At 66.7% G+C, this 24,887-nt stretch carries 21 protein-coding genes and 1 tRNA gene; 18 read left to right on the plus strand and 4 right to left on the minus strand.

Translation table 11 applies throughout. The annotated features are described in order from the left end of the window. The first annotated feature begins 52 nt into the window (after window positions 1-52). From ACUDTM_RS18245 to ACUDTM_RS18255, 3 genes are all read left to right on the plus strand, one after another. Window positions 53-2,926 (plus strand): autotransporter outer membrane beta-barrel domain-containing protein, encoded by a 2,874-nt coding sequence (locus tag ACUDTM_RS18245; protein ID WP_334271952.1) that lies wholly within the window; start codon window positions 53-55, stop codon window positions 2,924-2,926. A gap of 97 nt (window positions 2,927-3,023) precedes the next feature. Continuing rightward, a complete protein-coding gene (locus ACUDTM_RS18250; RefSeq protein ID WP_072166908.1) occupies window positions 3,024-4,028 on the plus strand; it encodes a 2-hydroxyacid dehydrogenase in 1,005 nt (334 codons plus the stop codon). 50 nt (window positions 4,029-4,078) lie between these two features. Then, a tRNA-Thr gene (locus ACUDTM_RS18255) sits at window positions 4,079-4,154 on the plus strand. 64 nt (window positions 4,155-4,218) lie between these two features. Here the strand turns inward: ACUDTM_RS18255 and ACUDTM_RS18260 are convergent. Together ACUDTM_RS18260 and ACUDTM_RS18265 are read right to left on the minus strand one after the other, a co-directional pair. After that, window positions 4,219-4,551: a hypothetical protein gene (locus ACUDTM_RS18260; protein ID WP_088496441.1), complete on the minus strand. Its 333-nt coding sequence runs from the start codon at window positions 4,549-4,551 to the stop codon at window positions 4,219-4,221. Window positions 4,552-4,571: 20 nt separating this feature from the next. Next, window positions 4,572-5,207, minus strand: a complete 636-nt coding sequence (locus ACUDTM_RS18265; RefSeq protein ID WP_072166893.1) for a GyrI-like domain-containing protein — start codon at window positions 5,205-5,207, stop codon at window positions 4,572-4,574. A gap of 353 nt (window positions 5,208-5,560) precedes the next feature. Between ACUDTM_RS18265 and cyoA the strand changes: the two genes are divergently transcribed. The 4 genes from cyoA to cyoD are packed head-to-tail and all read left to right on the plus strand — an operon-like array spanning window position 5,561 to window position 9,577. Next, complete coding sequence (cyoA, locus tag ACUDTM_RS18270) at window positions 5,561-6,601, plus strand: ubiquinol oxidase subunit II (protein WP_005415723.1); 1,041 nt, start codon at window positions 5,561-5,563, stop codon at window positions 6,599-6,601. A 2-nt stretch (window positions 6,602-6,603) separates the two neighbouring features. Then, a complete protein-coding gene (cyoB, locus tag ACUDTM_RS18275; RefSeq protein WP_088496440.1) occupies window positions 6,604-8,601 on the plus strand; it encodes a cytochrome o ubiquinol oxidase subunit I in 1,998 nt (665 codons plus the stop codon). After that, a complete protein-coding gene (gene cyoC / locus ACUDTM_RS18280; protein WP_005408583.1) occupies window positions 8,598-9,236 on the plus strand; it encodes a cytochrome o ubiquinol oxidase subunit III in 639 nt (212 codons plus the stop codon). Before cyoB ends, cyoC begins: the two co-directional genes overlap by 4 nt. Then, entirely contained in the window at window positions 9,236-9,577 is a 342-nt protein-coding gene (gene cyoD, locus ACUDTM_RS18285; protein ID WP_005415725.1) for a cytochrome o ubiquinol oxidase subunit IV, read from the plus strand. Before cyoC ends, cyoD begins: the two co-directional genes overlap by 1 nt. A 158-nt stretch (window positions 9,578-9,735) precedes the next feature. On the opposite strand, the gene ACUDTM_RS18290 is transcribed toward cyoD, so the two are convergent. After that, window positions 9,736-11,793, minus strand: a complete 2,058-nt coding sequence (locus tag ACUDTM_RS18290) for a putative bifunctional diguanylate cyclase/phosphodiesterase (protein ID WP_252745493.1) — start codon at window positions 11,791-11,793, stop codon at window positions 9,736-9,738. Window positions 11,794-11,944: 151 nt separating this feature from the next. Between ACUDTM_RS18290 and radA the strand changes: the two genes are divergently transcribed. From radA to ACUDTM_RS18310, 4 genes are all read left to right on the plus strand, one after another. Next, window positions 11,945-13,321 carry a DNA repair protein RadA gene (gene radA / locus ACUDTM_RS18295; protein ID WP_005408586.1) on the plus strand — a complete coding sequence of 459 codons (1,377 nt, stop codon included), beginning with the start codon at window positions 11,945-11,947 and terminating at the stop codon, window positions 13,319-13,321. A gap of 202 nt (window positions 13,322-13,523) precedes the next feature. After that, window positions 13,524-15,380: an ATP-binding protein gene (locus tag ACUDTM_RS18300; RefSeq protein ID WP_088496954.1), complete on the plus strand. Its 1,857-nt coding sequence runs from the start codon at window positions 13,524-13,526 to the stop codon at window positions 15,378-15,380. Between the two features lie 49 nt (window positions 15,381-15,429). Further along, the gene (locus ACUDTM_RS18305; protein WP_065178089.1) at window positions 15,430-17,736 is read left to right on the plus strand and encodes a tetratricopeptide repeat protein; all 2,307 of its coding nucleotides are present in this window, start codon (window positions 15,430-15,432) and stop codon (window positions 17,734-17,736) included. A gap of 92 nt (window positions 17,737-17,828) precedes the next feature. After that, window positions 17,829-18,287: a hypothetical protein gene (locus ACUDTM_RS18310; RefSeq protein WP_334271954.1), complete on the plus strand. Its 459-nt coding sequence runs from the start codon at window positions 17,829-17,831 to the stop codon at window positions 18,285-18,287. A 41-nt stretch (window positions 18,288-18,328) separates the two neighbouring features. On the opposite strand, the gene ACUDTM_RS18315 is transcribed toward ACUDTM_RS18310, so the two are convergent. Next, the gene (locus ACUDTM_RS18315) at window positions 18,329-19,123 is read right to left on the minus strand and encodes a cytochrome C assembly family protein (protein WP_005415730.1); all 795 of its coding nucleotides are present in this window, start codon (window positions 19,121-19,123) and stop codon (window positions 18,329-18,331) included. A gap of 122 nt (window positions 19,124-19,245) precedes the next feature. Between ACUDTM_RS18315 and ffh the strand changes: the two genes are divergently transcribed. From ffh to rplS, 7 genes are all read left to right on the plus strand, one after another. Continuing rightward, entirely contained in the window at window positions 19,246-20,622 is a 1,377-nt protein-coding gene (gene ffh, locus ACUDTM_RS18320) for a signal recognition particle protein (RefSeq protein WP_005408591.1), read from the plus strand. A gap of 148 nt (window positions 20,623-20,770) precedes the next feature. Next, a complete protein-coding gene (locus ACUDTM_RS18325; RefSeq protein WP_072166886.1) occupies window positions 20,771-21,847 on the plus strand; it encodes an NAD(P)H-dependent flavin oxidoreductase in 1,077 nt (358 codons plus the stop codon). Then, a complete protein-coding gene (locus ACUDTM_RS18330) occupies window positions 21,844-22,656 on the plus strand; it encodes an aminotransferase class IV family protein (protein WP_072166885.1) in 813 nt (270 codons plus the stop codon). The genes ACUDTM_RS18325 and ACUDTM_RS18330 overlap by 4 nt, the downstream gene beginning before the upstream one ends. Before the next feature lie 87 nt (window positions 22,657-22,743). Continuing rightward, window positions 22,744-23,004, plus strand: coding sequence for a 30S ribosomal protein S16 (gene rpsP, locus ACUDTM_RS18335; RefSeq protein WP_005415733.1), 261 nt, complete (start codon window positions 22,744-22,746; stop codon window positions 23,002-23,004). Window positions 23,005-23,048: 44 nt separating this feature from the next. Next, a complete protein-coding gene (gene rimM / locus ACUDTM_RS18340; protein WP_151355342.1) occupies window positions 23,049-23,561 on the plus strand; it encodes a ribosome maturation factor RimM in 513 nt (170 codons plus the stop codon). A gap of 8 nt (window positions 23,562-23,569) precedes the next feature. Continuing rightward, a complete protein-coding gene (gene trmD, locus ACUDTM_RS18345; protein ID WP_005415735.1) occupies window positions 23,570-24,328 on the plus strand; it encodes a tRNA (guanosine(37)-N1)-methyltransferase TrmD in 759 nt (252 codons plus the stop codon). A 154-nt stretch (window positions 24,329-24,482) separates the two neighbouring features. Next, complete coding sequence (gene rplS / locus ACUDTM_RS18350; protein ID WP_005415736.1) at window positions 24,483-24,884, plus strand: 50S ribosomal protein L19; 402 nt, start codon at window positions 24,483-24,485, stop codon at window positions 24,882-24,884. The last annotated feature ends 3 nt before the right edge of the window (window positions 24,885-24,887 follow it).

Below are 24,887 nucleotides of genomic sequence, written 5' to 3' on the forward strand. Positions count from 1 at the left end.
CCGCCCGGACGTTGAACTCCTGACCCGTGTGTTGCGGGTGGAGAGAGAACACATGAAGCATTCGAAGTTGAGCCTGGCCCTGGCCGGGCTGATGGGCATCACCGCCATGGCGGCGGTTGATGACGTCATGGCAATGAATTATCACGTGCGGGACGATCGCGTCTTCCTCAGCGGCGGCGTCACCGTTGCCGATGTGGTGGCGCTGCCCGCGCTGCTGGCCAAGGCACAGGCTGAAGGCCGTCCGATCCGCGAAGTCGTGCTGCGCACATCCAATGGTGGCGCGCTGATCGCCGGCGAGTGGCTGCAGGCGGTGATCCGCACCCAGGGCTTGGACACCATCGTGTCCGGCCACTGCATCTCGTCCTGCTCGATCATGCAGTCCGGTGGCGTCAACCGTTACCTCGGCGGCGATCTGCCACTGGTCGACTCGGTGCAGATCCATGCCGCCAGCAGTGGCGGCAAGATCACCTATGCGCCGTCAGCGCGCATGACCCAGATCTACACAGGCAACTACGGCGGCGGGATGGATGCGGGCCTGTTGCACAAGGCGCTGTATGAAGTGGTTCAACCCAATGGCCTGCTGGTATTCCGCGACCCGGCGCGCACCACGGGTACGTCGGTCACCTTCGATCCGGATGGCAGCGGCAGCAAGCTGGAGTCGTTCCCGGGCCAGGACATCCGCGGCAACAACATCATCAACACGGCAGGCTATCGCGATCCGGGCGACACCCTGCATGTCACCAGCAACGTCAGCGGCGACATCAACCCGGGCTACCTGCGCACCGCGCGCCAGCTGCAGGCCTTCGTCGACGACGATTTCGCGCGCTGGAACACCGACTGGGCCAGCACCTACATCAACTACGCGGTGAGCCTGTACAACGTCTCCACGCGGGGGCCGAACGGCATCGGCACGCAGTCGCTGCAGCAGCTGCTCGCCGATCCCGACCTCCAGGAAGAGCTGCGCGGCCAGTTGCGGCTGGCCGATCTGGATGCGTCCACCCTGGGCAGTTCGGCGGGCGTGATCCGTGTCAGCAACGGCGCCACCTGGCGCACCGCCGAAACCACCGGCGCCGATTTCATTCTGGTGGACAACGGCACCATCGCACTGGAGGGTGGTGCGCTGCGCACCCCCGAACTGCGGGTGATGCCGGGCAGCATCGTGGTCGGCCACGGTGATATCGCATCGGTCGGCACCGACAGCGATGCGTTGCTGGATGGCACCGGCCCGTCCTACCGCGAAGACGGCTTCAACCGCCTGCGCGTGTTCGGCACGCTGATGCCGCGTGGTGGTGATCTGGTGACCCACGGCTACGTCAACATCATGCCCGGCGGGCAGGTGCTGTTCGACGTTACCGAAACCGGTGGTACCGGCAGTGGCCGCCTGCGCGTGGGCAGCTTCTACGATGGCGGCTCCGAGGAGGGCGCGCTGGTGATCGCGCAGGGCGCACACCTGGCGTTGAACGTCGCCCAGGGCTTCTATGCCGGCACCTACCGTCGCGACCTGGTGGAAGGACCGATCTACCAGGGGGGCTTCCAGGATGCCGTGCGGCTGGGCGATGCCGGTTACAGCGCCAGCATCACGGCCGGTGAAGTGTTCCGCCCGCGCCACAATTCGCTGCTCAGCTTCAACGTCAACCAGACCGCCGATGGCCTGTGGTTGACCGCCAATCCAGGCTTCGATCAGCTGGGCCTGTTCACCAATGGCACCTCCGGCGACGGCCTGGGGCGCGCGCTGGCCGCTGCATCGGCCCGCCAGGACAGCGGCCTGAAGTCGTTGCTCGGCGCGCTGCAGTTCGCTGACCGTGATGTGATCGCACAGCAGGCTGGCGCCCTGCGCGGTGACGCGCACGCCAGCCTGCGCCTGGCCGACAATGCACTGATCGGCAGCATCGGCAACGTCGTGCAGCAGCACCAGGCAGCGATGCGCAGTGGCGGCGATGCAGACGGGTTGGCTTCGCAGGCGGCGCAGTCGGTGTCGGCGCAGCCGGGCATGCGCCATGGCAGCCTGTTCAACCAGCTGGCCATGCATCTGGTCGAGCCGGCGGGCGAGGGTGCCGGCGACAGCGGCGTAGCGGGTCGCAGCCGTGGCCTGTGGGCGCGCGGTTTCGCCAGCCATGGCCGCATCGATGCCGACGGCGGCGTGGCCGGCCTGAGCCACAACATCGGTGGCATCGTGGTCGGTGCCGACACCCGCGTGGCCGATGACCGCGTCACCCTTGGCGTCAGCGTGGCAGCGGCCGACATGTCGACCAAGGCCAGCGATGGCTCCGAATTCAGCGGAGACGTGCGCGCGCTGGACGTGGGGGGCTATCTGGACGCGACCTATTCGCGGGGCTATCTGTCGGCGGCCGTGCGCTACACCGACCTGCGGCATGACACCCGCCGCGGTGTCGGCGGCATTGATGGGCTGCAGCAGCCTCTGCGCGCGAAGTACAGCAACGATGCGATCTCCGCACGTGTTGAACATGCGTTCTCGTTCACCACCGGCAATGGCCTGGTGATCCAGCCGCTGCTGCCGGTGGTGGACTACGCGCGCACTTCGGCCACCCGCTTCAACGAGGGGCAGGGCGCCGGTGCGCTGGTTGGCCGCAGTGGCAGCCTGGAGAGCATTCGTGTGGGTGCGGGCCTGCAGCTGTTCAAGACCTTCGAAGGCAACAACGGCGAGCGCATCACCCCGCGCGCGCGCGTGGTCTGGCAGAAGGAACTGGGTGACACCCAGGCCCGCTACAGCACCGGCTTCGCCGCAGCTCCGGACCTGCTGTTCGGTGCCAGCAGCCAAGCCGTGGGCGAGCAGGTGCTGGCCTGGAACCTGGGCGTGACCAGCCGTGCCAGCGAGCGCCTGTCGATCATGGCCGACTACGTGGGCGAACGCCGCGATGGGCAGATCCAGAACGGCGTGATGCTGGGCCTGGGCTACCGGTTCTAAAGGGCACTCGGCCCCGGCGATATCCGTATCGCCGGGGCCATCCCATCAGGGCAGGTGCTGCGGTATGGTCGGCAGGGAATTCCCGCCAGGCCCGCCCATGCAGATCGCCGTTTTCAGTGCCCGCCCCTACGATCGTCGTTTCCTCGATGAGGCCAACCAGCGCGATGCGGCCGGGCAGGGCTTTGCATTCGTGTACTTCGATGCCGCGCTGGACGTGCATACCGCTGCGTTGGCACAGGACTGCGCCGCGGTATGCGTGTTCGTCAATGACCGCCTCGACGCGCCGGTACTGCACGCGCTGCATGCCTTGGGCGTGCGCGCCGTGCTGCTGCGCTGCGCCGGCTTCAACAATGTGGACCTGGCAGCTGCCAAAGCGCTGGGCCTGTTCGTCGCGCGGGTGCCGGCCTATTCCCCCGAAGCCGTGGCCGAGCACGCGCTGGCGCTGGTGATGACGCTCAACCGGCAGACCCATCGCGCCTACAATCGCGTGCGCGAGGGCAACTTCATGCTCGATGGCCTGCTCGGCCGCACCCTGCATGGGCGCACGGTCGGCATCGTCGGCACCGGCAAGATCGGCCTGGCTACCGCGCGCATCTTCCGCGGCATGGGCTGCACCGTGCTGGGGCATGACCCGTATCCATCGCCGGCCTTCGCCGGCGTGGGCGACATGGTTGGGCTGGATGAACTGCTGGCGCGCGCCGATATCGTGTCGCTGCATTGCCCGCTGACGCCCGATACCCAGCACCTGATCAACGACGCCTCGCTGGCGCGGATGAAGACCGGCGCGATGCTGGTCAACACCTCGCGCGGCGGGCTGGTCGATACCCATGCGGTGATCCGCGCGCTGAAGTCGCGGCGGCTGGGTCACCTGGCCATCGACGTCTACGAGCAGGAAAGCGCGCTGTTCTTCCAGGACCTCTCCGGCGAGATCATCGACGACGAAGTCTTCCAGCGCCTGATGACCTTCCCCAACGTGCTGGTGACCGGCCACCAGGGCTTCTTCACCGTAGAGGCGCTGCAGGAGATATCGGCAATCACGCTGGGGAACCTGCGGGATTTCGCCGAGGGGCGGGTGTGTGCGAACCGAGTGGAGGCGGGCTGAGCCAGATGGATTGACCGTCGGGGCGCGCAGCCCGTAAAATCGCGTGCTCCGCCGGAATAGCTCAGTTGGTAGAGCGGCGCATTCGTAATGCGTAGGTCGCAGGTTCGACTCCTGTTTCCGGCACCAGTTGTAGAAAAGCCCCGGCCTTTGGTCGGGGCTTTTTGTTTGGCCGATTAGCGGCGCGACGCCATCAACGCCGCGTCATACCCGCATCCTTCGCCAGCCACCACGCCAGCTGCCGGAGATAACCACCTGCTGCTCCCGCCGATGCGCCGATCATCAGGCGTGCAAGCACTCTGATCCCGCGCGCGGCCCGCTCCCGCACCCAAGGCAGTACCGCCACCACCTGCGCACCCAGCAACAGCATCAGCACGTCCAGCCCCAGCGCATCCACCACCGGCAGCAACGGCAGCAGATCCGGATTGCAGGCCAGCACGATTACCAGTGCAGCACCCAGCACGGCCATCAGGCGGCGCCCGGCGGGCACGGTGGTCCAGTGCAGCAGTCGGCTGATCAGGCGCATGGCATTCCTTGTGCCTTGTGTCATCTGCGGGAATCCTCATCAGGCCCGATCGGCCGCACCGGCTGCCGCAGCACGGTTTTCAACCGCGCCGCCGCGGTCCTGCGTGGGTCGCTGAGGTAGATCTCATGATGGGGCCCGGCAAAGGTGTATCCCAGTGCGGGCATCACTTCGTCATGCAGCTGCGCCAGGATGGGGCCTTCGTCGTCGTAGGCGCCCACGTGCAAGGTCTGCAGGCTGGGGCCCTCGGCAAGGAGTTCATGGCGAAGGCTGGGCGGAGCCTCTCCCAGCTTCGTGCGCGCCTTGCTGATCGCGGACTGCCACTGTGCAGGGCCGATGCCCTCGGGCGTGCGGATCATTACGGTCCAGGCCCACTCATCCTTGCGCCGCGCGGCGAAGCTGGCCGGGTCCTCGGCGCTCCACAGCGCTTCCAGCGGTGGCACCACGTAGTCGCGCCCTTCGGCCTTCAGCGCGAACTTCAGTGCATAGCTCACCGAATACAGCCACTGCACGGCCTGCAGGTAGGCGGGGGCCGTGTTCGGGTCGCCGCGACCATCGACCATCACGTAGGGCAGGGGCGGTACGTCCACGGTCACGAACCGGCCCATCGGGGCCTGATAGAGCGCCCGGTCGCGCTTCCTGAAGTCGATCTTGTCCACGGGCCTTCCTCCTGCGCCGAGCATCCCACGCCAGGCACCTGCCAGCACGCCTGAACAGGTTCAGATGACTTTGCCGAACGAGGGCGGAGCGCCGGCCACCACTCGATGCTAGGATGCCGCCCCCGGCTGTTTTGCCCGCCGCGCCTGCGCGGTGCGACAACGTGTCGCAGCCAGAATCGGGCCTTTCCTGCGCTCGATCATTGTCAATGCCTTTCTTAAATGGTGGGTGACGGCCTAAAATTGAAAGGCTGACTCGCCCCCACCTCCCTGCCTGTCTTCCGGACCGGTGGGACCGGCTTTGGCTGGAACAGGCAGGGACGGGGAACGGCATTCCCTCGCAATTGGATCGACCGATGATTCCGTTGAAAACCCTTGGGCGCTGGTTGCGCCCGGGCCTGCTGCTGTCGTTGCTGGTGATGCTCACCGGCTGCGATGCCGTGGCCATCCTCAGTCCGAAGGGCCAGATCGGCCAGGATGAGAAGACCCTGCTGATCACGGCCACCGTGCTCATGCTGCTGGTCGTCATCCCGGTCATCATCATGACCCTGACGTTCGCGTGGAAGTATCGCGCCTCCAACACCAAGGCCCGTTACGAGCCGAAGTGGTCCCACTCGACGGCGATCGAGGTGGTGGTGTGGTCCATTCCCTGCATGATCGTGCTGGTGCTGGCGGTCCTGACCTGGCGTTCGTCGCACGCACTGGACCCGTATCGTCCGCTGGATTCGGACGTCAAGCCGGTCACCATCGAGGCGATCTCGCTGGACTGGAAGTGGCTGTTCATCTATCCGGAAGAGAAGGTGGCGGTCGTCAACGAAATCAAGTTCCCGGTCAACACGCCGCTGAACTTCAAGATCACGTCCGATTCGGTGATGAATGCATTCTTCATCCCGCACCTGGGCAGCATGATCTACTCGATGGCTGCGATGGAGACCAAGCTCCACCTGATCGCCAACGAGACCGGTGAATTCCCGGGCATGTCCTCGCACTACAGCGGCGCGGGCTTCGCCAAGATGCACTTCACCGCCTACTCGGTCACCGATGCCGAGTACCGCCAGTGGCTGGACCAGGTCCGCGCCGGCGAGCAGACCCTGGACAAGGCCTCGTTCAAGGCCCTGGGTGAAGCACGCAACGCCGAGTGGTATCCGGTCACTTACTTCGGCAAGACCGAAGAAGGCCTGTTCGACTGGGTCATCGCCAAGCACATGGGCGACAACAAGCATTACGGCATGAAGCACTCGCATGCCGGTGCCGCCGCTGCCGATGCCGCCACCCATGAAGCGCACGAGGGCCACGCCCCGAGTGACGCGCATGATTCCAAGGAATCGGGTGAAAACCTGGATGCCACCGAACACGAACACGCAGGCCATGCCGGCCACGCGGGTTCGGGAGAATGAACATGTTGGGAAAACTCTCTCTTGAGTCGATCCCCCACGATCCGATCGTGCTGACCACCCTGGTCGGCGCGGTTCTTGGTGGCCTGGGCGTCGTCGCCCTGATCACCAAGTTCAAGCTGTGGGGCTATCTGTGGAAGGAGTGGTTCACTTCGGTGGATCACAAGAAGATCGGCGTGATGTACCTCATCGTCGCCTTCGTCATGCTGCTGCGCGGTTTCTCCGACGCCATCATGATGCGTACCCAGCAGGCCATCGCCGTCGGTGGTTCCGAGGGTTACCTGCCGCCGCACCACTACGACCAGATCTTCACCGCCCACGGCGTGATCATGATCTTCTTCGTGGCGATGCCGCTGATCACCGGCCTGATGAACCTGGCCGTGCCGCTGCAGATCGGTGCGCGCGACGTCGCGTTCCCGTTCGTCAACTCGCTCAGCTTCTGGCTGTTCGTGTCCGGTGCGGTGCTGATCATGCTGTCGCTGTGGATCGGTGAGTTCGCTGCCACCGGCTGGCTGGCGTTCCCGCCGTTGTCGGGCATCGAATACAGTCCAAGCGTCGGCATGGACTACTACATCTGGGGTCTACAGGTGGCGGGCCTGGGTACCACGCTCAGTGGTATCAACTTCTTCATCACCATCCTCAAGATGCGCACCCCGAGCATGAAGCTGATGCAGATGCCGGTGTTCACCTGGACCGCCCTGGTGACCAACGTGCTGATCGTCGCGGCCTTCCCGGTGCTGACCATCACCCTGGTGCTGCTGACCCTGGACCGTTACCTGGGTACGCACTTCTTCACCAATGACGGTGGCGGCAACGCCATGCTGTACATCAACCTGATCTGGATCTGGGGTCACCCGGAGGTGTACATCCTGGTCCTGCCGGCGTTCGGTGTGTTCTCCGAAGTCATCGCGACCTTCTCGCGCAAGGCGCTGTTCGGCTACAAGGGCATGGTCTACGCCACCGCCTGCATCGGCGTGCTGTCGTTCATCGTGTGGCTGCACCACTTCTTCACCATGGGTTCGGGTGCCAACGTCAATGCCTTCTTCGGCATCACGACGATGATCATCTCGATCCCGACCGGCGTGAAGATCTTCAACTGGCTGTTCACCATGTTCCGCGGTCGCGTGCACTTCACCAGCCCGGTGCTGTGGACCATCGGCTTCATGGTCACCTTCGTCATCGGCGGCATGACCGGCGTGATGCTGGCGATTCCGGCCATCGACTTCGTGCTGCACAACAGCCTGTTCCTGATCGCCCACTTCCACAACGTCATCATCGGCGGCGTGGTGTTCGGCATGTTCGCCGGCATCACCTACTGGTGGCCGAAGATGTTCGGCTTCCGCCTCAATGAGTTCTGGGGCAAGTGCGCGTTCTGGTGCTGGTTCATCGGCTTCTACGTGACCTTCATGCCGATGTACGTGCTGGGCTTCATGGGCATGACCCGCCGCCTGCAGAGCACCGTGAACCCGGCCTACGAGCCGCTGCTGCTGGTTGCTGCCTGCGGCGCGTTCATCGTCGGCGCCGGCATCCTGTGCCAGATCATCCAGGTGGCCGTGTCGATCCGCGACCGCAAGAAGACCGTCGACCTGACCGGCGACCCGTGGGATGCCCGTACGCTGGAGTGGGAAACCTCCTCGCCGCCGGCCTTCTACAACTTCGCGACGCTGCCGGAAGTCACCGAGCTGGACGATTTCTGGGAGCGCAAGCAGCGGGGTGAAGCCTGGCCGAAGCCGGCCAAGTACACCGACATCCACATGCCGCGCAACACCGGCACGGGCGTTGTCATCGGTGCCTTCAGCCTGGTGTTCGGCTTCGCGATGATCTGGCACATCTGGTGGCTGGCCATCGTCGGCTTCGTCGGCATGATCGCCACGTTCATCTACCGCACCTTCGACCAGGACGTGGACTACTGGGTCCCGGCCGCCGAGGTGGAACGCATCGAGAACGAACACCGCAAGCACCTGGAAGCCCAGGGCCTGGTGAAGTCGGAGCTGAAGGCATGAGCACCAATACCTCGACCCTGAGCCACGGGCACGCCGCGCATGCGGCGGCCCATGGCCATGACGACCACGAGCACCACGATACCGGCGGCAACACCGTCTTCGGTTTCTGGGTGTACCTGATGAGCGACTGCCTCATCTTCGCCTCGCTGTTCGCCACCTACGTGGTGCTGGCAGGCGGTACCGATGGCGGTCCCACCGCGAAGGACCTGTTCGAGCTGCCGTTCGTGGCGTGGGAAACCGCGCTGCTGCTGACCTCGTCGCTGACCTTCGGCCTGGGCATGATTGCCATGCACCGCAAGCAGATGGGCCAGATGTACCTGTGGCTGGGCATCACCTGGCTGCTGGGCTTCGGCTTCATGTGCATGGAAGTGTGGGAGTTCCAGCACCTGATCCATCAGGGCTACGGTCCGGACCGCAGTGCCTTCCTGTCGGCGTTCTTCGCCCTGGTCGGTACCCACGGCCTGCACGTCAGCGCCGGCCTGTTGTGGCTGCTGGTGATGTTCGTGCAGCTGAAGAAGTACGGCCTGACCCCGACCAACAAGACCCGCATGGCGTGCCTGAGCCTGTTCTGGCACTTCCTGGACCTGATCTGGATCGGCGTGTTCTCCGTCGTCTACCTCAATGGAGCGCTGTAATGGCACATGACAACCATGCACACGACCACGGCACCGGCGGCGAAAGCCACGGCAGCGTGAAGTCGTACCTGATCGGCTTCGTGCTGGCGGTGGTGCTGACCGTCATCCCGTTCTGGATGGTGATGTCGGGCGATTTCTCGCGCACCGTCAACGGTGTGGTGATCGCGGTCACCGCGGTGCTGCAGATGCTGGTCCACCTGGTGTTCTTCCTGCACCTGGACCGCTCTTCGGAAAGCCGCTGGAACGTCAACGCTGCGGCCTTCACCGTCGTGGTGATCGGCATCATCGTGATCGGCACCCTGTGGGTCATGCACAACATGAACGTGCACATGATGCACTGACGTCCTCGCGACGTTGCCACGCAGAAAGGCCGCCCCCGGGCGGCCTTTCTGGTTTCCCGTTGTCCGGTAGTGCCGGCCGCTGGCCGGCAATTGCGGGACGCCGGCCAGCGGCCGGCTCTACCCGTGGTTCCATCCCGTGCGTGGAGGAGACGCTCGCCTCATCCCACCCGGCGCAGGAACTCTTCGGCCTCCATCGGCCGGCCCAGATGGTAGCCCTGCAGCTGGTCGCAGCCGAGCTCGCTCAGGTACTCGCGCTGCGCCTGGGTCTCCACGCCTTCGGCCACCACCTGCAGCTGCAGGGTGCGGCCCAGCGCGATGATCGATGAGACGATGGCGGCGTCCTCGTCATTGCGTTCCAGGTCGTGCACGAACGCACGGTCGATCTTCAGTTCGGTGGCTGGCATCCGCTTGAGGTACAGCAGGCTGGAGTAGCCGGTACCGAAATCATCGATGGCGATGTGCACGCCCATTGCGGTCAGGTCGCTGAGGATCGCCAAGCTGGCATCGACGTCCTTCATCGCCGTGGTCTCGGTGATCTCCAGGGTCAGCCGTGCCGGTTCGATCCGGTGCCGCTCCAGCACCTCGCGCACGCTGTCCAGCAGTGCCGGCGAGGCGAACTGCAGCGGCGACAGGTTCACCGCCATTGTCCATTCCGCATGCCCGGCATCGTGCCATTCCCGCAGTTGCGCGCAGGCCTGGTCCAGTACCCAGTCACCGATCGGCAGGATCAGGCCGCTGCGTTCGGCGATCGGAATGAACACATCCGGCGCCAGCAGCCCCAGCTCCGGGTGCTGCCAGCGCAGCAGCGCCTCGGCGCCGGTGGCCGGTGCGCCCGCGGCCGGAAATTTGGGCTGGTAATGCAGGATCAGTTCGTTGCGGGCGATGGCCTTGCGCAGGTCCTGCAGCAGGCGCAACTGGCGATTGGCACTGAGCTGCATCGAGGGCGTGAAGAAGGTATAGCCGTTCCGCCCGGTTTCCTTGGTGTGGTACATCGCCGCATCGGCGTGCGCCATCAGCTCGCGCTCGTTGCTGGCATCATCCGGGTACAGGGCGATGCCCAGGCTCGCGCTGACCTGCAGTTCGGCCGCATCCAGCGTGAACGGCTCACCGGCGGCGGCAATGATGCGCTCGGCCACCACGACCGCATCGTCGGGAATGTCGATGGCCAGCACGATCACGAACTCGTCGCCGCCGAGGCGGGCGAACGTGTCCTGCGGGCGCAGCAGGCCGCCGATGCGCTGTGCCACCGCCACCAGCAGGCGGTCGCCAAGCTGATGACCATAGGCATCATTGACCGCCTTGAAGCCATCCAGGTCGCAGAACATCACCGCCACCGCATGATTGCGGCGCCGCGCCTTCTCGATGGCCTGCTCGATGCGGTCCTGCAGCAGCATGCGGTTGGGCAGCTGGGTCAAGGGATCGTGCAGCGCGGCCTGGATCAGCTTGTCGTTGGCGTGCGCCAGCGAATCGGCCAGCAGCCCGGTGCGCACGCGCATCTGCCGGTCGAACAGCGAGGCCACCAGGGCGATGCCCAGCGTGGCCACGGTGGTGACGATCACCAGCACCGCCAGCCAGCGCGTGTCGATGCCGCCACTGCCGACGGCGCCACAGAGGCTGCCTTCGGGGAAGCGCGCCGCCGCCATGCCGGTGTAATGCATGCCCACGATGGCCAGGCCCATCACCAGCGATGCGAGCGCGCGCAGGCGCAGGGTGTGGCGCTGCTCTGCGCGCAGGCGGAAGGCGATCCACAGGGCGGCGCCAGCGGCACCGATGGCCACCGCGATGGAGGCGGCAAACCAGCCCGGGTGGTAGTCGATGCCGGGCTGCATGCGCATCGCAGCCATGCCCAGGTAGTGCATGGTAGCGATGCCCAGGCCCATCAGCACGGCCCCGGCCAGCAGCCGGCGCCACGGCAGGCTGGGGCGCGATACCAGCCACAGCGCATAGGCCGAGGCACCGATCGAGACCGCCAGCGAGTACAGGGTGATGCTGAGGTCATAGCCCACCGGGATCGGCAGGTCGAAGGCGAGCATGCCGATGAAGTGCATGGACCAGATGCCCAGGCCCATGGCCGCCGCGCCTCCGGCCAGCCACCAGCGCGCCACGCGCCCCTCGGCGGTGGCCAGGCGCCCGGCCATGTCCAGCGCCGTGTACGAAGCAAGAATGGCCACCAGCAGGGAGATGATGACCAGGCTCTGACTGTAACTGCCAGTCATGTTGAATCCAGTGGGGGAGGAAGGGGGGCGCCCGCAAGGCGCACGCCCGCGACCCCTATCGGCGCGGGTGGGCAGGACTTGAGCGGTCGCAGCAGCTGCGACCCGGCTCGGCTATCCTGCCACGCCTGTTCCCGTTGCTGGAAATCCTCCGATGGCCAAAGCCCGCACCGCCTACGTCTGCAATGAATGCGGCGCCGAATTCAGCAAGTGGCAGGGCCAGTGCACCGAGTGCAACGCCTGGAACTCGTTGTCGGAAATCGTGCTGGAGAGCGCGGCGGCGGCCAAGGCGCCGGCCTCGCGCCGGGCGGGCTGGGCCGGCAAGATCGATCCGCCGAAGATCACTGCGCTGAAGGATGTGGAGCAGACCGAGCATCGCCGGGTCTCCACCGGCATCGGCGAGTTCGACCGTGTGCTGGGCGGCGGCCTGGTCGAAGGCGCGGTGGTGCTGGTGGGCGGCGACCCGGGCATCGGCAAGTCGACGCTGCTGCTGCAGGCGGTGGCGAAGATGGCCGCTGAACTGCCTGTGCTGTACGTCACCGGCGAAGAGTCACTGGCGCAGGTGGCTGGCCGTGCGCATCGCCTGGAGCTGCCGCTGGACGGCGTCAATGCGCTGGCCGAGACCGGGGTCGAGTCGATCCTGCAGCATGCCTCCAGGGCTGGGCCGCGGCTGATCGTGGCCGATTCGGTGCAGACCCTGTGGACCGAGAGCCTGACCGCTGCGCCCGGTTCGGTCAGCCAGGTGCGCGAGAGCGCGGCGCGGCTGGTGCGGTTCGCCAAGGAAACCGGCACCGCCGTGTTCCTGGTCGGCCATGTGACCAAGGAAGGCGGCATCGCCGGCCCGCGCGTGCTGGAACACATGGTGGACGCGGTGCTGTACTTCGAAGGCGAGAGCGGCAGCCGCTTCCGCCTGTTGCGCGCGTTCAAGAACCGCTTCGGTGCGGTCAACGAGCTGGGTGTGTTCGCGATGGGCGACAAGGGCCTGAAGGAGGTCTCCAACCCCTCGGCGATCTTCCTGTCCGGCGGCAGCACCCATCAGCCGGGCAGCTGCGTGATGGTCACCCGCGAGGGCACGCGGCCGCTGCTGGTGGAGGTACAGGCGCTGGTCGACGCATCGCCGCTGTCGAACCCGCGCCGTGTCGCGGTCGGCCTGGAGCAGAATCGCCTGGCGATGCTGCTGGCAGTGCTGCATCGCCATGGCGGTGTACTGGTCGGCGACCAGGACGTGTTCGTCAATGTGGTCGGTGGCATCCGCGTCCAGGAGACCGCCGCCGATCTACCGGTGCTGCTGGCGGTGTTGTCGTCGCTGCAGGATCGGCCGCTGGCGGAGAAGACCATCGCCTTCGGCGAGGTGGGCCTGTCCGGCGAGATCCGCCCGGTGCCCAATGGCGAAGACCGCCTGCGCGAGGCCGCCACCCATGGCTTCAAGCGCGCCATCGTGCCCAAGGCCAATGCGCCCAAGGGCGGTTCGGTGAAAGGCATGGAGGTGATCGCGGTGGAACGCCTGTCCGAGGCCATCGACGCGGCGTGATGCCAGCCCTGTAGAGCCGAGCCCACGCTCGGCTGCTTTCTGTGGAGTCGAGCCATGCTCGACTGGTGGTCGAACAGCAGCCGAGCATGGGCTCGGCTCTACAAGTGCCCAATGCAGTAACGGTCAGCTTCACTGTGCTAGTTTTTCCCGCTCGACGAAGTCGCCCTCTGGCGTCTTTCCGTGCCCAGGAGTAAACGATTACATGCAGGACACCGCACTCACCACCCCCAACGCCGAGATCCGTCGTGCCGGGGTCGATCTCAATGGACTGATGACGGTGCTGGGCAAGCACCTGTATTCCACCCCGGTGGTGGCGCTGCGTGAGCTGGTACAGAACGCGCATGACTCGATCATCCGCCGCCGCATCGAGCAGCCCGGCGTTGACGTGCCTTCGCGCATTTCGGTGCAGGTTGATGCCGGTGCCGGCGTGCTGCGCATCACTGATACCGGTGCTGGCCTGACCCGCCAGGAGATCCACGATTACCTGGCCACCGTCGGCGTCGGCTACACCCGTGGCCTGCGCCAGGGCGGAGAGGACGATGAAGGGCTGATCGGCATGTTCGGCCTCGGCTTCCTGTCGGCCTTCGTGCTGGCCCGCCGGGTCAGCGTGCGCACCACCTCTTACCAGACGCCGGATCTGGGCCATCTGTACGTGTCCAGCAACGCCGAGCAATACACCGTCAGCGAAGTGCCTGCACGCGCGGTGGGCACTGAGGTGGAGCTGGAGCTGCATCCGGACTTCCTGCCGCTGGCCAACGAGGCGCGCCTGCATGAGGTGCTGGGCCGCTACTGCGCGTTGCTGTCCGAGCCGATCTTCATCGGTGCTGCGGGCGAGGCGCTCAATCCCGAGCCGCCGCCGTGGCGCGGCCAGGGGGAGGTCGCCGTGCATCCGGTGCAGGCCCGCCGGCAGGCGCTGCAGTTCGCCGCGCGGTTCGAGCACGATTTCGAACCGATCGTCACCGTGCCGTTGCGTGCCGATGGCAACAGCGATGCCACTGGCCTGCTGTGGGTGCAGGACGGCGCCACCTATGGCACCAGCGACAACCGCAACCTGTCGGTGTTCGTGCGTGGGATGCTGCTGGATGACGACGCGCGCGACCTGCTGCCGCCGTGGGCCGGTTTCATCGGCGGGGTGATCGAATCCTCGCGGTTGACGCCCACCGCCAGCCGCGAAGACCTGCAGCGCGATGACCAGTACCGCGCGGTGCAGCATGCACTGCTGGAGGCGCTGATCGACGGCCTGGCCGACGTTGCGAAGCAGCAACCGGAAGCCTGGCGGCGCGTGCTGACCCGCCACAACGAGGCGCTGCTGGGTGCGGCACTGTGCGATGACCGCCTGTTCGAACTGCTGATGGAGCATGTGCGGGTGCCGACTTCGCAGGGCGACCTGCCGGCCAGTGCGCTGCCGGCGCGCGGTGCCGTGCATGTCATCCTCGACAACGGCGGTGGCTTTGAAGAGATGCTGTTCCGCGCGATGGGCGTACCGGTCGCGCATGGCCATCGCTACGCGGTGGTGCCGTTCCTGCGGCGCTGGGCCCAGGCCAAGGGCCTGCGCCTGGTCGAGCTCGGCACCGAGCAGGGCAACCGCGCACTGTTCCGCAGTGATGACAGCCTCGACGAGGCGCAGCTGGCGTGGCTGCGCGAACAGCTGGGCGACGGCGAGCAGCTGCTGCCCGCACGTTTCAGCCCGGAGGCGCTGCCGGTGGTGGTGGTGCCCGACCGCGAGGCCGAGCTGAAGCAACGGCTGGAAGACGACGAGAACGACAAGCGCGTCTCGATGGCCGCGCTGCGCCTGGCGCGACAGTTCACCGCGCGCATCGAATCACGCGCACCGTCGCGGCTGTATCTCAATCTCGACAACCCGGCGGTGCAGGCACTGCTGCGCGCCCAGCGCGAGGGCCACCCACAGGCCGAGGCCGCAGCCCGCCTGCTGCGCTCGCTGAAAGTCATCGTCGCCGCGCAGGGCCGCCCGCTGGCACGCGCGACTGCTACGCCGGGCCCGGATCTCAATGGTGCCTTCACCGATATCGCCGGTGCCCTGCAGCAGATGCTGCGCTGAGCACCGCACCTTCTCATCCAGCCTTCGCTAGACAGGAGCAATTACCCCCATGGACATCTGGAACTGGGTCGAAAAGCTGCAGGGTGACCTGCGCCAGGCCGGCCAGGCGCAGAACGCGCACCTGCTGAACCGCCTCGCCGACGAGGTCAGTGAACTGCAGATCGACCGCGTCGATGCGCTGCTGCCCGAAGCACGCGCCCTGGGCAAGGCACTGGACAACCCGTGGGTTGACGTCTATGTCGGCCACTGGGCGCTGCGCAACCGCGTCGGCAACCGCGTGGAAGGCGAGAGCGCACTCGGCGAAGCCGTAGCGCTGTTCGAGCGCGCGCACCGCGAGGACACCCTGGAATGCCCGCAGTCGATCTGCGTGACCCAGGACCTGGCCGCTTGCTACGGCAACATCGACGGCCCGGGCTGGGTGCCCGAGCGCATCGAGGTCTGCGACGAAACCCTTGGCCGCATCGATCCGAGCTGGGCCTGTTTCCAGTGCCTGAGCTGCGAGAAGGCCGATGCGCTGCTCGATGATGGCCGTGGCCAGGCGGCGCTGGATTACCTGCAGGTGCAGGCCGATGCCGTGGAAGCCTGTGGCAAGGAAGTGTTCGACAGCTTCCCGGAGATGCAGATCAAGATCCTGCTGGGCATGGGCCGTGCCGATGAGGCACTGGCGCTGATCGAAAAACGGGAAGCCGAAGTTGCTGCGTCCGGAGAGTACGAGCCGGCCAACTGCACGGTGCCGCGTCGCTTGTCCAAGGCCTGGGCGCTGGCCCAGCTTGGCCGCGACGAAGAGGCGCTGCAGCAGCTGGTGCCGTGGAGCGAGCTGACCCCGAACTACTGGCGGCTGTGGGCAAACACCGCCGCAGCACTGTGCCAGCGTGATCCCGCGCGCAATACGTGGGATCTGGGCACGCGCTTCAACACCATCATCGAGCACTTCGCACGGGTCGGTTCGCACCGCCTGCTGATCGAAGTCGCGGCGTTGAGCCTGGAACTCGCCCTGCAGCGTGGCGCGCGCTGGGTCGCACTGCGGCAGCTCGAACTGGCCCGCACCCATCTGGCGCAGCTGCGCCAGGATCGGGGTGCCGCGGCGCTGGTGGCCGGCCTGGCCGCGCGCATCGAGGCATTGCCGGACGTCGCGCCGCTGCCGGTGCCGGCGGGCGAGCTGCTGGCATGGCTGGACGCGCAGGGCGAACAGAACCAGTCGCGCGATCCCGAGCGCGAAGCGCAGTGGTTGCTGCAGGCGCATGCCGAGCTACCCGATGACGAGGCGCTGGCCGACATGGCCGCCTCGGCACTGAATGCCTGCGGCGCGCAGGCCGAGGCGCGGTCGCTGCTGTGGCGGTTCGTACGCGGCCATGTGCAGCACGATGGCCCCGCGGCCTACACGCTGATGCGCTGGCTGGCCGAACAGGGCGACGACGACGGACTGCGCCAGCTGGCCGATCTGTATCGCGGCAGCGTGCCAGTGTTCGCGCACTGGTGCGAGGTGCAGCGTGCACGCCGCGTGTCCGACTGGCCGGCGCTGGAGCAGGCGGCCCGATCGCTTCTGGAGCTGTCTCCGGGCTCGCACGGCGCGCGCGGCACGCTGGCGCGCATGTACATGGAAACCGGCCGTTTCAGCGAGGCCCAGGCCTGTTATGCACAGCTGGTGGAGCTGCTGGACGAGCCCAATGCCGCGCATTGGGACCACATGAGCGCAGCCAGCGCCGCGCGCGACTGGGACGCCGTGCGCCGCTCGGCGGCGGCGCTTGGCATGGAATTGTCCAGCCAGGACGGCGTGGTAGAGGAGCCGTGGGGCTGGGTGATCATCCGCAGTGAAGAAAACGGCGAGCCGATGGAGTACTACGCCCGTCGCAGCGGTCCGGTGACCGCGCGCATCGTCGAGAACGCGCCGTCCAACCGCGCCCAGCAGGTGGGCGACTGGGTGGTGTTCGATGCCGCGCTGGTGCATCCGGCACCAGAGGAGGAGGAAGCACGCGAGCATTTCATCCCGACCTATGCGCAGGTGCATGTGCTGGAGCGCGGCGGCTTCGCCCGCAGCTGGATGATCGATGGCGCGCACCCGGGCGAAGATGCCTGGAATGCCTTCGTCGAGGCGGCCGAAGCACAGGGCTGGAAGGTGTGGTCACACAGCCGGCCGGACTACACCGTCACCGACCCCGATGTGGAAGAGGGTACGCTGCCCGGCCTGCTGTTCACCGTGGCCCAGCCGCAGGACCACGCACCGCTGGCACTGCACCGCTTCCTGCAGCAGCACACCGCGACGTGGCCGCATCCGCATTGCTGGCTGCGCCTGGCTGAAGCCTGTGACCAGGATCGCCAGCCGCATCTGGACGTGATCGAGCGTTACGGGTTGTAGGCCGGATATCGGGTAGTGCCGGCCGCTGGCCGGCAGCACCGGGAGATCCTGTATTGCCGGCCAGCGGCCGGCACTACCTCAGGGAAAAATACATGCGAAAGACAGGGATGTTGATGATCGCCGGGCTGCTGCTGGCCCCTGCCGTGCAGGCGTCACCCGCCTGCCAGGAACCAGAGGCGGTGGCCCGCGCCTTCTACGCGGCAACGACGGGCGATGGTGATCTGCTGGAGCCACCCCCGGCGCTGGTCAGCCCTGCCTTCGGCAAGGCACTGCGTGGAGAGCGCGCCTGCCAGCAGCGCGAAGAGGGCATCTGCACCATCGATTCGGATCCGTGGCTGGATGCGCAGGACGGTGACATCGAAACCCCGGTGCGCTACAGCTGGAAGGAGGCTTCGGCCTCCGCCGGCCAGGTCGAGATGCGCTATTCGGTGTGGAAGAAGGCCTACCTGACCCGCCTGCCGATGGTGCGCCACGGGCAGGGGTGCTGGCAGGTTGATGACATCGTCACCAACAGTGGTCGTTCGGTGCGGACGATCCTGGCCCAGCCTTGACGGTAGCGCCGGTGGGTGCCGACCGTTGGTCGGCACACCGCCTATCGCGAATGCCCGAACACCAGTTCGATCACGAACTGGCTGCCGAAGAAGGCCAGCAGCAGCAACAGCATCGCCGCCAGCGTCCAGTGCACCGCCTTCATGCCGCGCCAGCCGTAGCGCCGGCGGCCGATCAGCAGCACGCCGAACACGATCCACGACAGCACGCTCAGCACGGTCTTGTGCACCAGCTTCTGCGCCAGCAGGTCGTCGACGAACAGCACCCCGGTGACCAGGGTCAGGGTCAGCAGCGCGAAGCCGACGGTGATCACCCGGAACAGCAGTGATTCCAGGTCGGCCAGCGGCGGCAGTGCCCGCAGCCAAGGCCGGAACTCGCGGCGGCGCAGCGCGCGTTCCTGCAGCCACAGCATGATCGCCAGCAACGCGGCGATGCTCAGCGTGGCGTAGGCCAGCAGGGCCAGCCAGGCGTGGCTGGCCAGGCGCCAGCCCAGTACCTTGCTCGGTTCGTGGCCGTAACCATGGTAGGCCAGCAGCAGCACGGCGGCCAGCGGGAACACCACCACGCCCAGCGCCGACATCCGCCCGCGCGCGCCGACCAGCGACGTCAGCCAGGCCATGCCCAGGCCGACCAGCGACAGTGCGGCGAAGAAGTGCATGTCCGGCCCGCCGTTGGTGCGCATCGCCACCATCACGTGGTAGCCGCCGTGCAGCAGCATGGCGGGCAGGGCCGGCCACAGCCAGATGGGGGAGCCGGTCGTCTCATCGCGGCCAAGCGCGCGCACCAGCAGGGCACTGGCAGCCAGGTAGAGCAGGACGGCGATGAGAACGATTGTCATCGTTGCAGTTTCGCATACCCCCGTGATGCTGGCGACGGCCCCGTGGCCGCAGTCCGGGGAGACAGCCGGACCCGTTATACTGCCTGCCTTATTGTCCCCCGCTTTCAGACAGGTTGCGCCGCATGTTCGAGTCCCTGACCCAGCGCCTTTCCGGCACCATCGAGCGCCTGCGTGGCCGTGGCCGCCTGACCGAGGAGAACATCCGCGAGGCGACCCGCGAAGTGCGCATCGCGCTGCTCGAGGCCGACGTTGCGCTGCCGGTGGTGCAGGCCCTGATCGAGCGCATCAAGGTGCGCGCGGTCGGCCAGGAAGTGCTGAAGTCGCTGACCCCGGGCCAGGCGCTGATCAAGGTCGTGCGCGACGAGCTGACTGCGGTGATGGGCGCCGAAGCCAGCGACCTGAACCTCAATGTGCCCGCTCCGGCCATCATCCTGATGGCGGGCCTGCAGGGCGCCGGCAAGACCACCACCGTGGGCAAGCTGGCCAAGCACCTGAAGGAAAAGCGCAAGAAGAAGGTGATGGTGGTCTCGGCCGACGTCTACCGTCCGGCCGCGATCGAACAGCTGAAGACCCTGGCCGAGCAGGTCGGCGTGCTGTTCTTCCCGTCCAGTGCCGACCAGAAGCCGGAAGCCATTGTCCGCGCCGCCATCGACGATGCACGCAAGTCGTTCGTCGACGTGCTGCTGGTCGATACCGCCGGCCGCCTGGCCATCGACGAAGCGATGATGGCCGAGATCAAGGCCCTGCACGCTGCGGTGAATCCGGCCGAAACGCTGTTCGTAGTCGACGCCATGACCGGCCAGGACGCGGCCAATACCGCCAAGGCCTTCGGCGATGCCCTGCCGCTGACCGGCGTGGTGCTGACCAAGACCGACGGTGACGCCCGCGGCGGCGCCGCGCTGAGCGTGCGCTACATCACCGGCAAGCCGATCAAGTTCGTCGGTGTCAGTGAAAAGCCGGAAGGCCTGGACGTGTTCCACCCGGACCGTATCGCCAGCCGCATCCTCGACATGGGCGACGTGCTGTCGCTGGTCGAGCAGGTCGAGCAGCAGGTCGACAAGGACAAGGCCGCCAAGCTGGCCGAGAAGGTCGCCAAGGGCAAGAAATTCGACCTGAACGACATGCGTGACCAGCTGGAGCAGATGCAGAACATGGGCGGCATCGGCGGCCTGATGGACAAGCTGCCGGGCCTGGGCAACATCCCCGACCATCTGAAGCAGCAGGTCAGCCAGGGCAAGGAAGTGCCGCGCATGATCGCCATCATCAGCTCGATGACCAAGAAGGAACGGCGCAATCCGAACCTGCTCAACGGCTCGCGCCGCGCGCGCATCGCCAAGGGCTCGGGCGTGACGCCGGCCGACGTCAACAAGCTGATGAAGCAGTACATGCAGATGGAAAAGATGATGAGCAAGATGGCCGGCGGTGGCATGAAGGGCATGTTGCGCAGCATGAAGGGCATGATGGGCGCCATGGGCGGCCGCGGCATGCCGTTCCGTTGATGACGGCCCCGTCCGCAATCTGATGTAGCGCCCGGGCCCACGCTCGGGCGGCGGCGCACAAGCGCCGCAGCAGGCCGTCGGGCAGCAGGCTCGACTCTTCCCCTGTCCTGCGCGCACCATGGGGGCCTGTCCGAAACGATGGGCCGTCATGCAGAGTTCCGCTGTAGCTTCCCGCGCCGAGGCGTTCTGCCGGCGCTTTGGCGTTTCCGTTCCGATCCTGCTGGCACCGATGGCCGGTGCCTGCCCGGTACCGTTGTCGGCTGCGCTGGCCAACGCCGGCAGCATGGGCGCAATGGGCGCGGTGTTGTCCTCTTCGGCCGATATCGGTCGCTGGATGGATGACTTCCGCGCAGCCTCCAGCGGTCCGGCGCAGGTGAACCTGTGGATGCCGGACCCTGTACCTGCCCGTGACGTTGCCGCCGAGGCCGCCAGCCGCGCCTTCCTCGCGCAATGGGGCCCGGAGGTGCCGGCCAGCGCCGCCGACGCCACGCCGGCCGACTTCGAAGAACAGTTCGCCGCACTGCTGGCGGCGCGTCCTGCGGTGGCCTCGACCATCATGGGCGTGCTGCTGCCGCGCCACGTGCAGCAGTTGAAGGACGCCGGCATCGCCTGGATCGCCTGTGCCACCACCTTGTCCGAAGCGCGCGCGGCACAGGACGCCGGCGCCGACGCGGTGGTGGCGCAGGGCGCGGAGGCCGGCGGCCATCGTGGTTCCTTTGATCCGGCGATGGCCGAGCGCCAGCTGGTGGGACTGTTTGCGCTGCTGCCGCGCCTGGCCGATCAGCTGCAGATTCCGGTGATTGCCGCCGGCGGCATCGCCGATGGCCGTGGCATCGCTGCCGCACTCACCTTGGGTGCCAGTGCGGTGCAGATCGGCACCGCCTTCCTGCGCACGCCGGAAGCGGCGATCGCTTCGGCGTGGGCCGATGGGCTGGCCGCCAGCGAACCGGAAGATACCTGGCCGACCCGCGCCTTCAGTGGTCGCCTGGGCCGTGGCCTGGCGACGCCCTATGTGCGCGCCGCTGCCGCAGAAGGCGCCCCCGCGCCGCGTCCATACCCGGTGCAGCGCGGCCTGACCGCCCCGATGCGCAGGCAGGCGGCGCAGGACAATCGTCTCGCAGCGATGCAGGCCTGGGCCGGGCAGTCGGCGTGGATGGCACCGGCGCAGCCGGCCGCCGACGTGCTGCGCGGCATGTGGGAACAGGCGCAGGCACTGCTGCCATGATGGTGAGCTGCAACGGCCGGGCGGCGCAGGTGAAGGATCTCCTGCCGGCGCTGGTGAATTACGGCCACTTCACCTCGCTGCAGGTGCGTGGTGGTGCAGTGCAGGGGCTGGACCTGCATCTGGCGCGGCTGTCACAGGCTACGCGCGAACTGTTCGGCAGCGAACTGGACACGGTGCAGGTACAGGCATGGATGGCGCAGGCATTGCAGCAGTCAGGGCAGGTCGATGCCTCGCTGCGGGTGACGGTGTACTCGCGCCGCTTCGATTTCCGCAATCCGCTGGCGGCGGTGCCGGTGGACGTGCTGGTGGCGGTGTCAGCGCCGGTGACGCTGACCGTCGCCAAGCGCGTGCGCAGCGTGGCCTGGCAGCGTGAACTGCCGCAGATCAAGCACGTCGGCACGTTTGGTTTGTTCGCCGAACGCCGCGCGGCGCTGGCGGCCGGATTCGACGATGCGCTGTTTGTCACCGCCGATGGCGACGTGAGTGAAGGCAGCACCTGGAACCTGGCCGTGCACGATGGTGAGCGGCTGCTCTGGCCACAGGCGCCGGCCCTGCGCGGGACTGCCGAGGCACTGCTGAAGCAGCATTGGCCGGGACCTCAGGTCACTCAGCCGCTGCCGCTGGCCGATCTGGCCGGCGTGAAGGCGGCTTTTGCCTGCAACGCCAGCGGCCTGTGGGCGCTGGAGGCCATTGACGGGCATGTCCTGCCCGGCTCGCAGGCGCTGGCTGAACAGGGCAGGGTGGTGCTGGCGGCGGTGGCCTGGCAGGGATTGGGGTCAGCCCGCTTTTGCGGCACAAAAGCGATCTGACCCCCCGGGGTTGGCCCGGCCGCGATCTGCCGCTATAATCGCCCGCTTACCTCGCCATCCTGGCGACTGGGCAATAGGAAAAACACCATGGTCAAGATCCGACTGACCCGCGGCGGCGCCAAGAAGCGTCCGTTCTACCACATCATCGTCACCGACGTGCGCAGCGCGCGCGACGGCCGCAACATCGAGCGCGTTGGCTTCTACAACCCGGTCGCCCAGGGCGCCGAGAAGCGCATCGAGCTGGACCTGGCCCGCGTTGACCATTGGGTCAAGAACGGCGCCCAGCCGACCGACAAGGTCCGCAACCTGATCAAGGAAGCGACCAAGTCCCAGGCCGCTGCGGCCTGATCCTGACGGGCCACGCTTCGGCGTGGCCCTCTTGGTTGACGCAGATGAAAGATATCGAGCGCCGCATCCTGCTGGGCAGGGTTGTCGGCGCTTTTGGTGTGCGCGGCGAAATCAAGCTCGAGTCCTGGACCGAGCCTCGTTCCGCCATTTTCCGTTACCAGCCGTGGATCGTGCGCAGCCCGTCCGGCGTGGAAATCACGGTTGAGGGTGTACGCGGCCGCGACAGCGGCAAGCACCTGGTGGCCCGTTTTCCCGGGGTCGAGGATCGCGATGTGGTCGAAGCGATGCGCGGCACCGAGATCTACGTGGCCCGCAGTGCCCTGCCGCCGCCGAAGCCCGATGAGTATTACTGGGTGGACCTGGAAGGCCTGGATGTGAAGACCACCGAGGGCGTCGCCCTGGGCCAGGTCTCGCACCTGTTCAGCACCGGCGCCAATGACGTGGTGGTGGTCCGGGGTGACCGCGAGCGGATGATTCCGTTCGTGCAGCCGGACTTCGTCAAATCGGTCGATTTCGAGGCCAACCTGATCGTGGTCGACTGGGATCCCGAGTTCTGAGTGTGAGCATGCGTTTCGACGTCATCACCCTGTTTCCCGAGTTCCTCGCCCAGTCCGCTGGACTGGGCGTGGTCGGGCGCGCGCAGGAGAAGGGACTGTTCAGCCTGCATGGCTGGAACCCCCGTGATTACGCCGAAGGCAACTACCGCCGGGTGGACGACCGTCCGTTCGGTGGTGGCCCGGGCATGGTGATGCTGATCGAGCCGCTGCAGGCCTGCCTGCAGGCGATCCGAGAGGCCGATCCCACCCCGGCGCGGGTGATCTACCTCAGTCCGCAGGGCGCGCCGTTGACCCAGGCCAAGGTGCGGGAACTGGCGGCGCTGCCGCGCATGGTCCTGCTCTGTGGCCGCTACGAGGGCATCGACGAGCGTTTCCTGGAGGCCAATGTCGACGAGGAAATCTCCCTCGGCGACTACGTGCTGTCCGGGGGCGAGCTGGGCGCGGCGGTGATCATCGACGCCGTGGCCCGCCTGCAGGACGGTGCCCTGAACGATGCGGAGTCGGCGGCGCAGGACAGCTTCGAGGGCGACCTCGGTCTGCTCGACTGCCCGCATTACAGCCAGCCGGCCCAGCACCCGCTGGGGGACGTGCCGGAGGTGCTGCGCTCGGGCAACCACGCTGCCATCGCCGCCTGGCGCCGCCAGCAGTCGCTGCTCCGGACCGCCCAGCGGCGCCCGGACCTGCTGGATGAACAGGCACTGGGCAAGGCCGACCGCAAACTGCTGGAGCAGGGCCGCCAGGCCCGGAACCAGAAGGCCAGCCCCTAGCGCAGGGCTGGCTTTATCGGCTATCATGGCCAATTCCCGCCAGCCCCGGTTGGCGCGCGCAGTACCCAAAACAAACGTGCAGCACAGTCCGGTGACTGCATGAGCCCACGTTGTCGATATGACACGCCCACCCGAACAAGAATCGGTGTAACCCATGAGCAAGCTGAACAAGTCCATCGTCGCGGAATTCGAATCCGCCCAGATCACCCGTGAACTGCCGAAGTTCAGCCAGGGCGACACCGTTGTCGTCAACGTGAAGGTGAAGGAAGGCAGCCGCGAGCGCGTGCAGGCCTACGAAGGCGTCGTCATCGCCACCAAGAATGCCGGCCTGAACTCCTCGTTCACCGTCCGCAAGATCTCGCACGGCTACGGCGTCGAGCGCGTTTTCCAGACCCACAGCGCCATCATCGACTCGGTCGAAGTGAAGCGTCGTGGTAAGGTCCGCGCCGGCAAGCTGTACTACCTGCGTGGCCTGGAAGGCAAGGCTGCCCGCATCAAGGAAGACCTGGCTGCCGCTGCTGCCGCCAAGGCTGCCCGTCTGGCCGACAAGGCCTGATAA

It is taken from the genome of Stenotrophomonas maltophilia group sp. vghtpe118 (genome assembly GCF_052605195.1).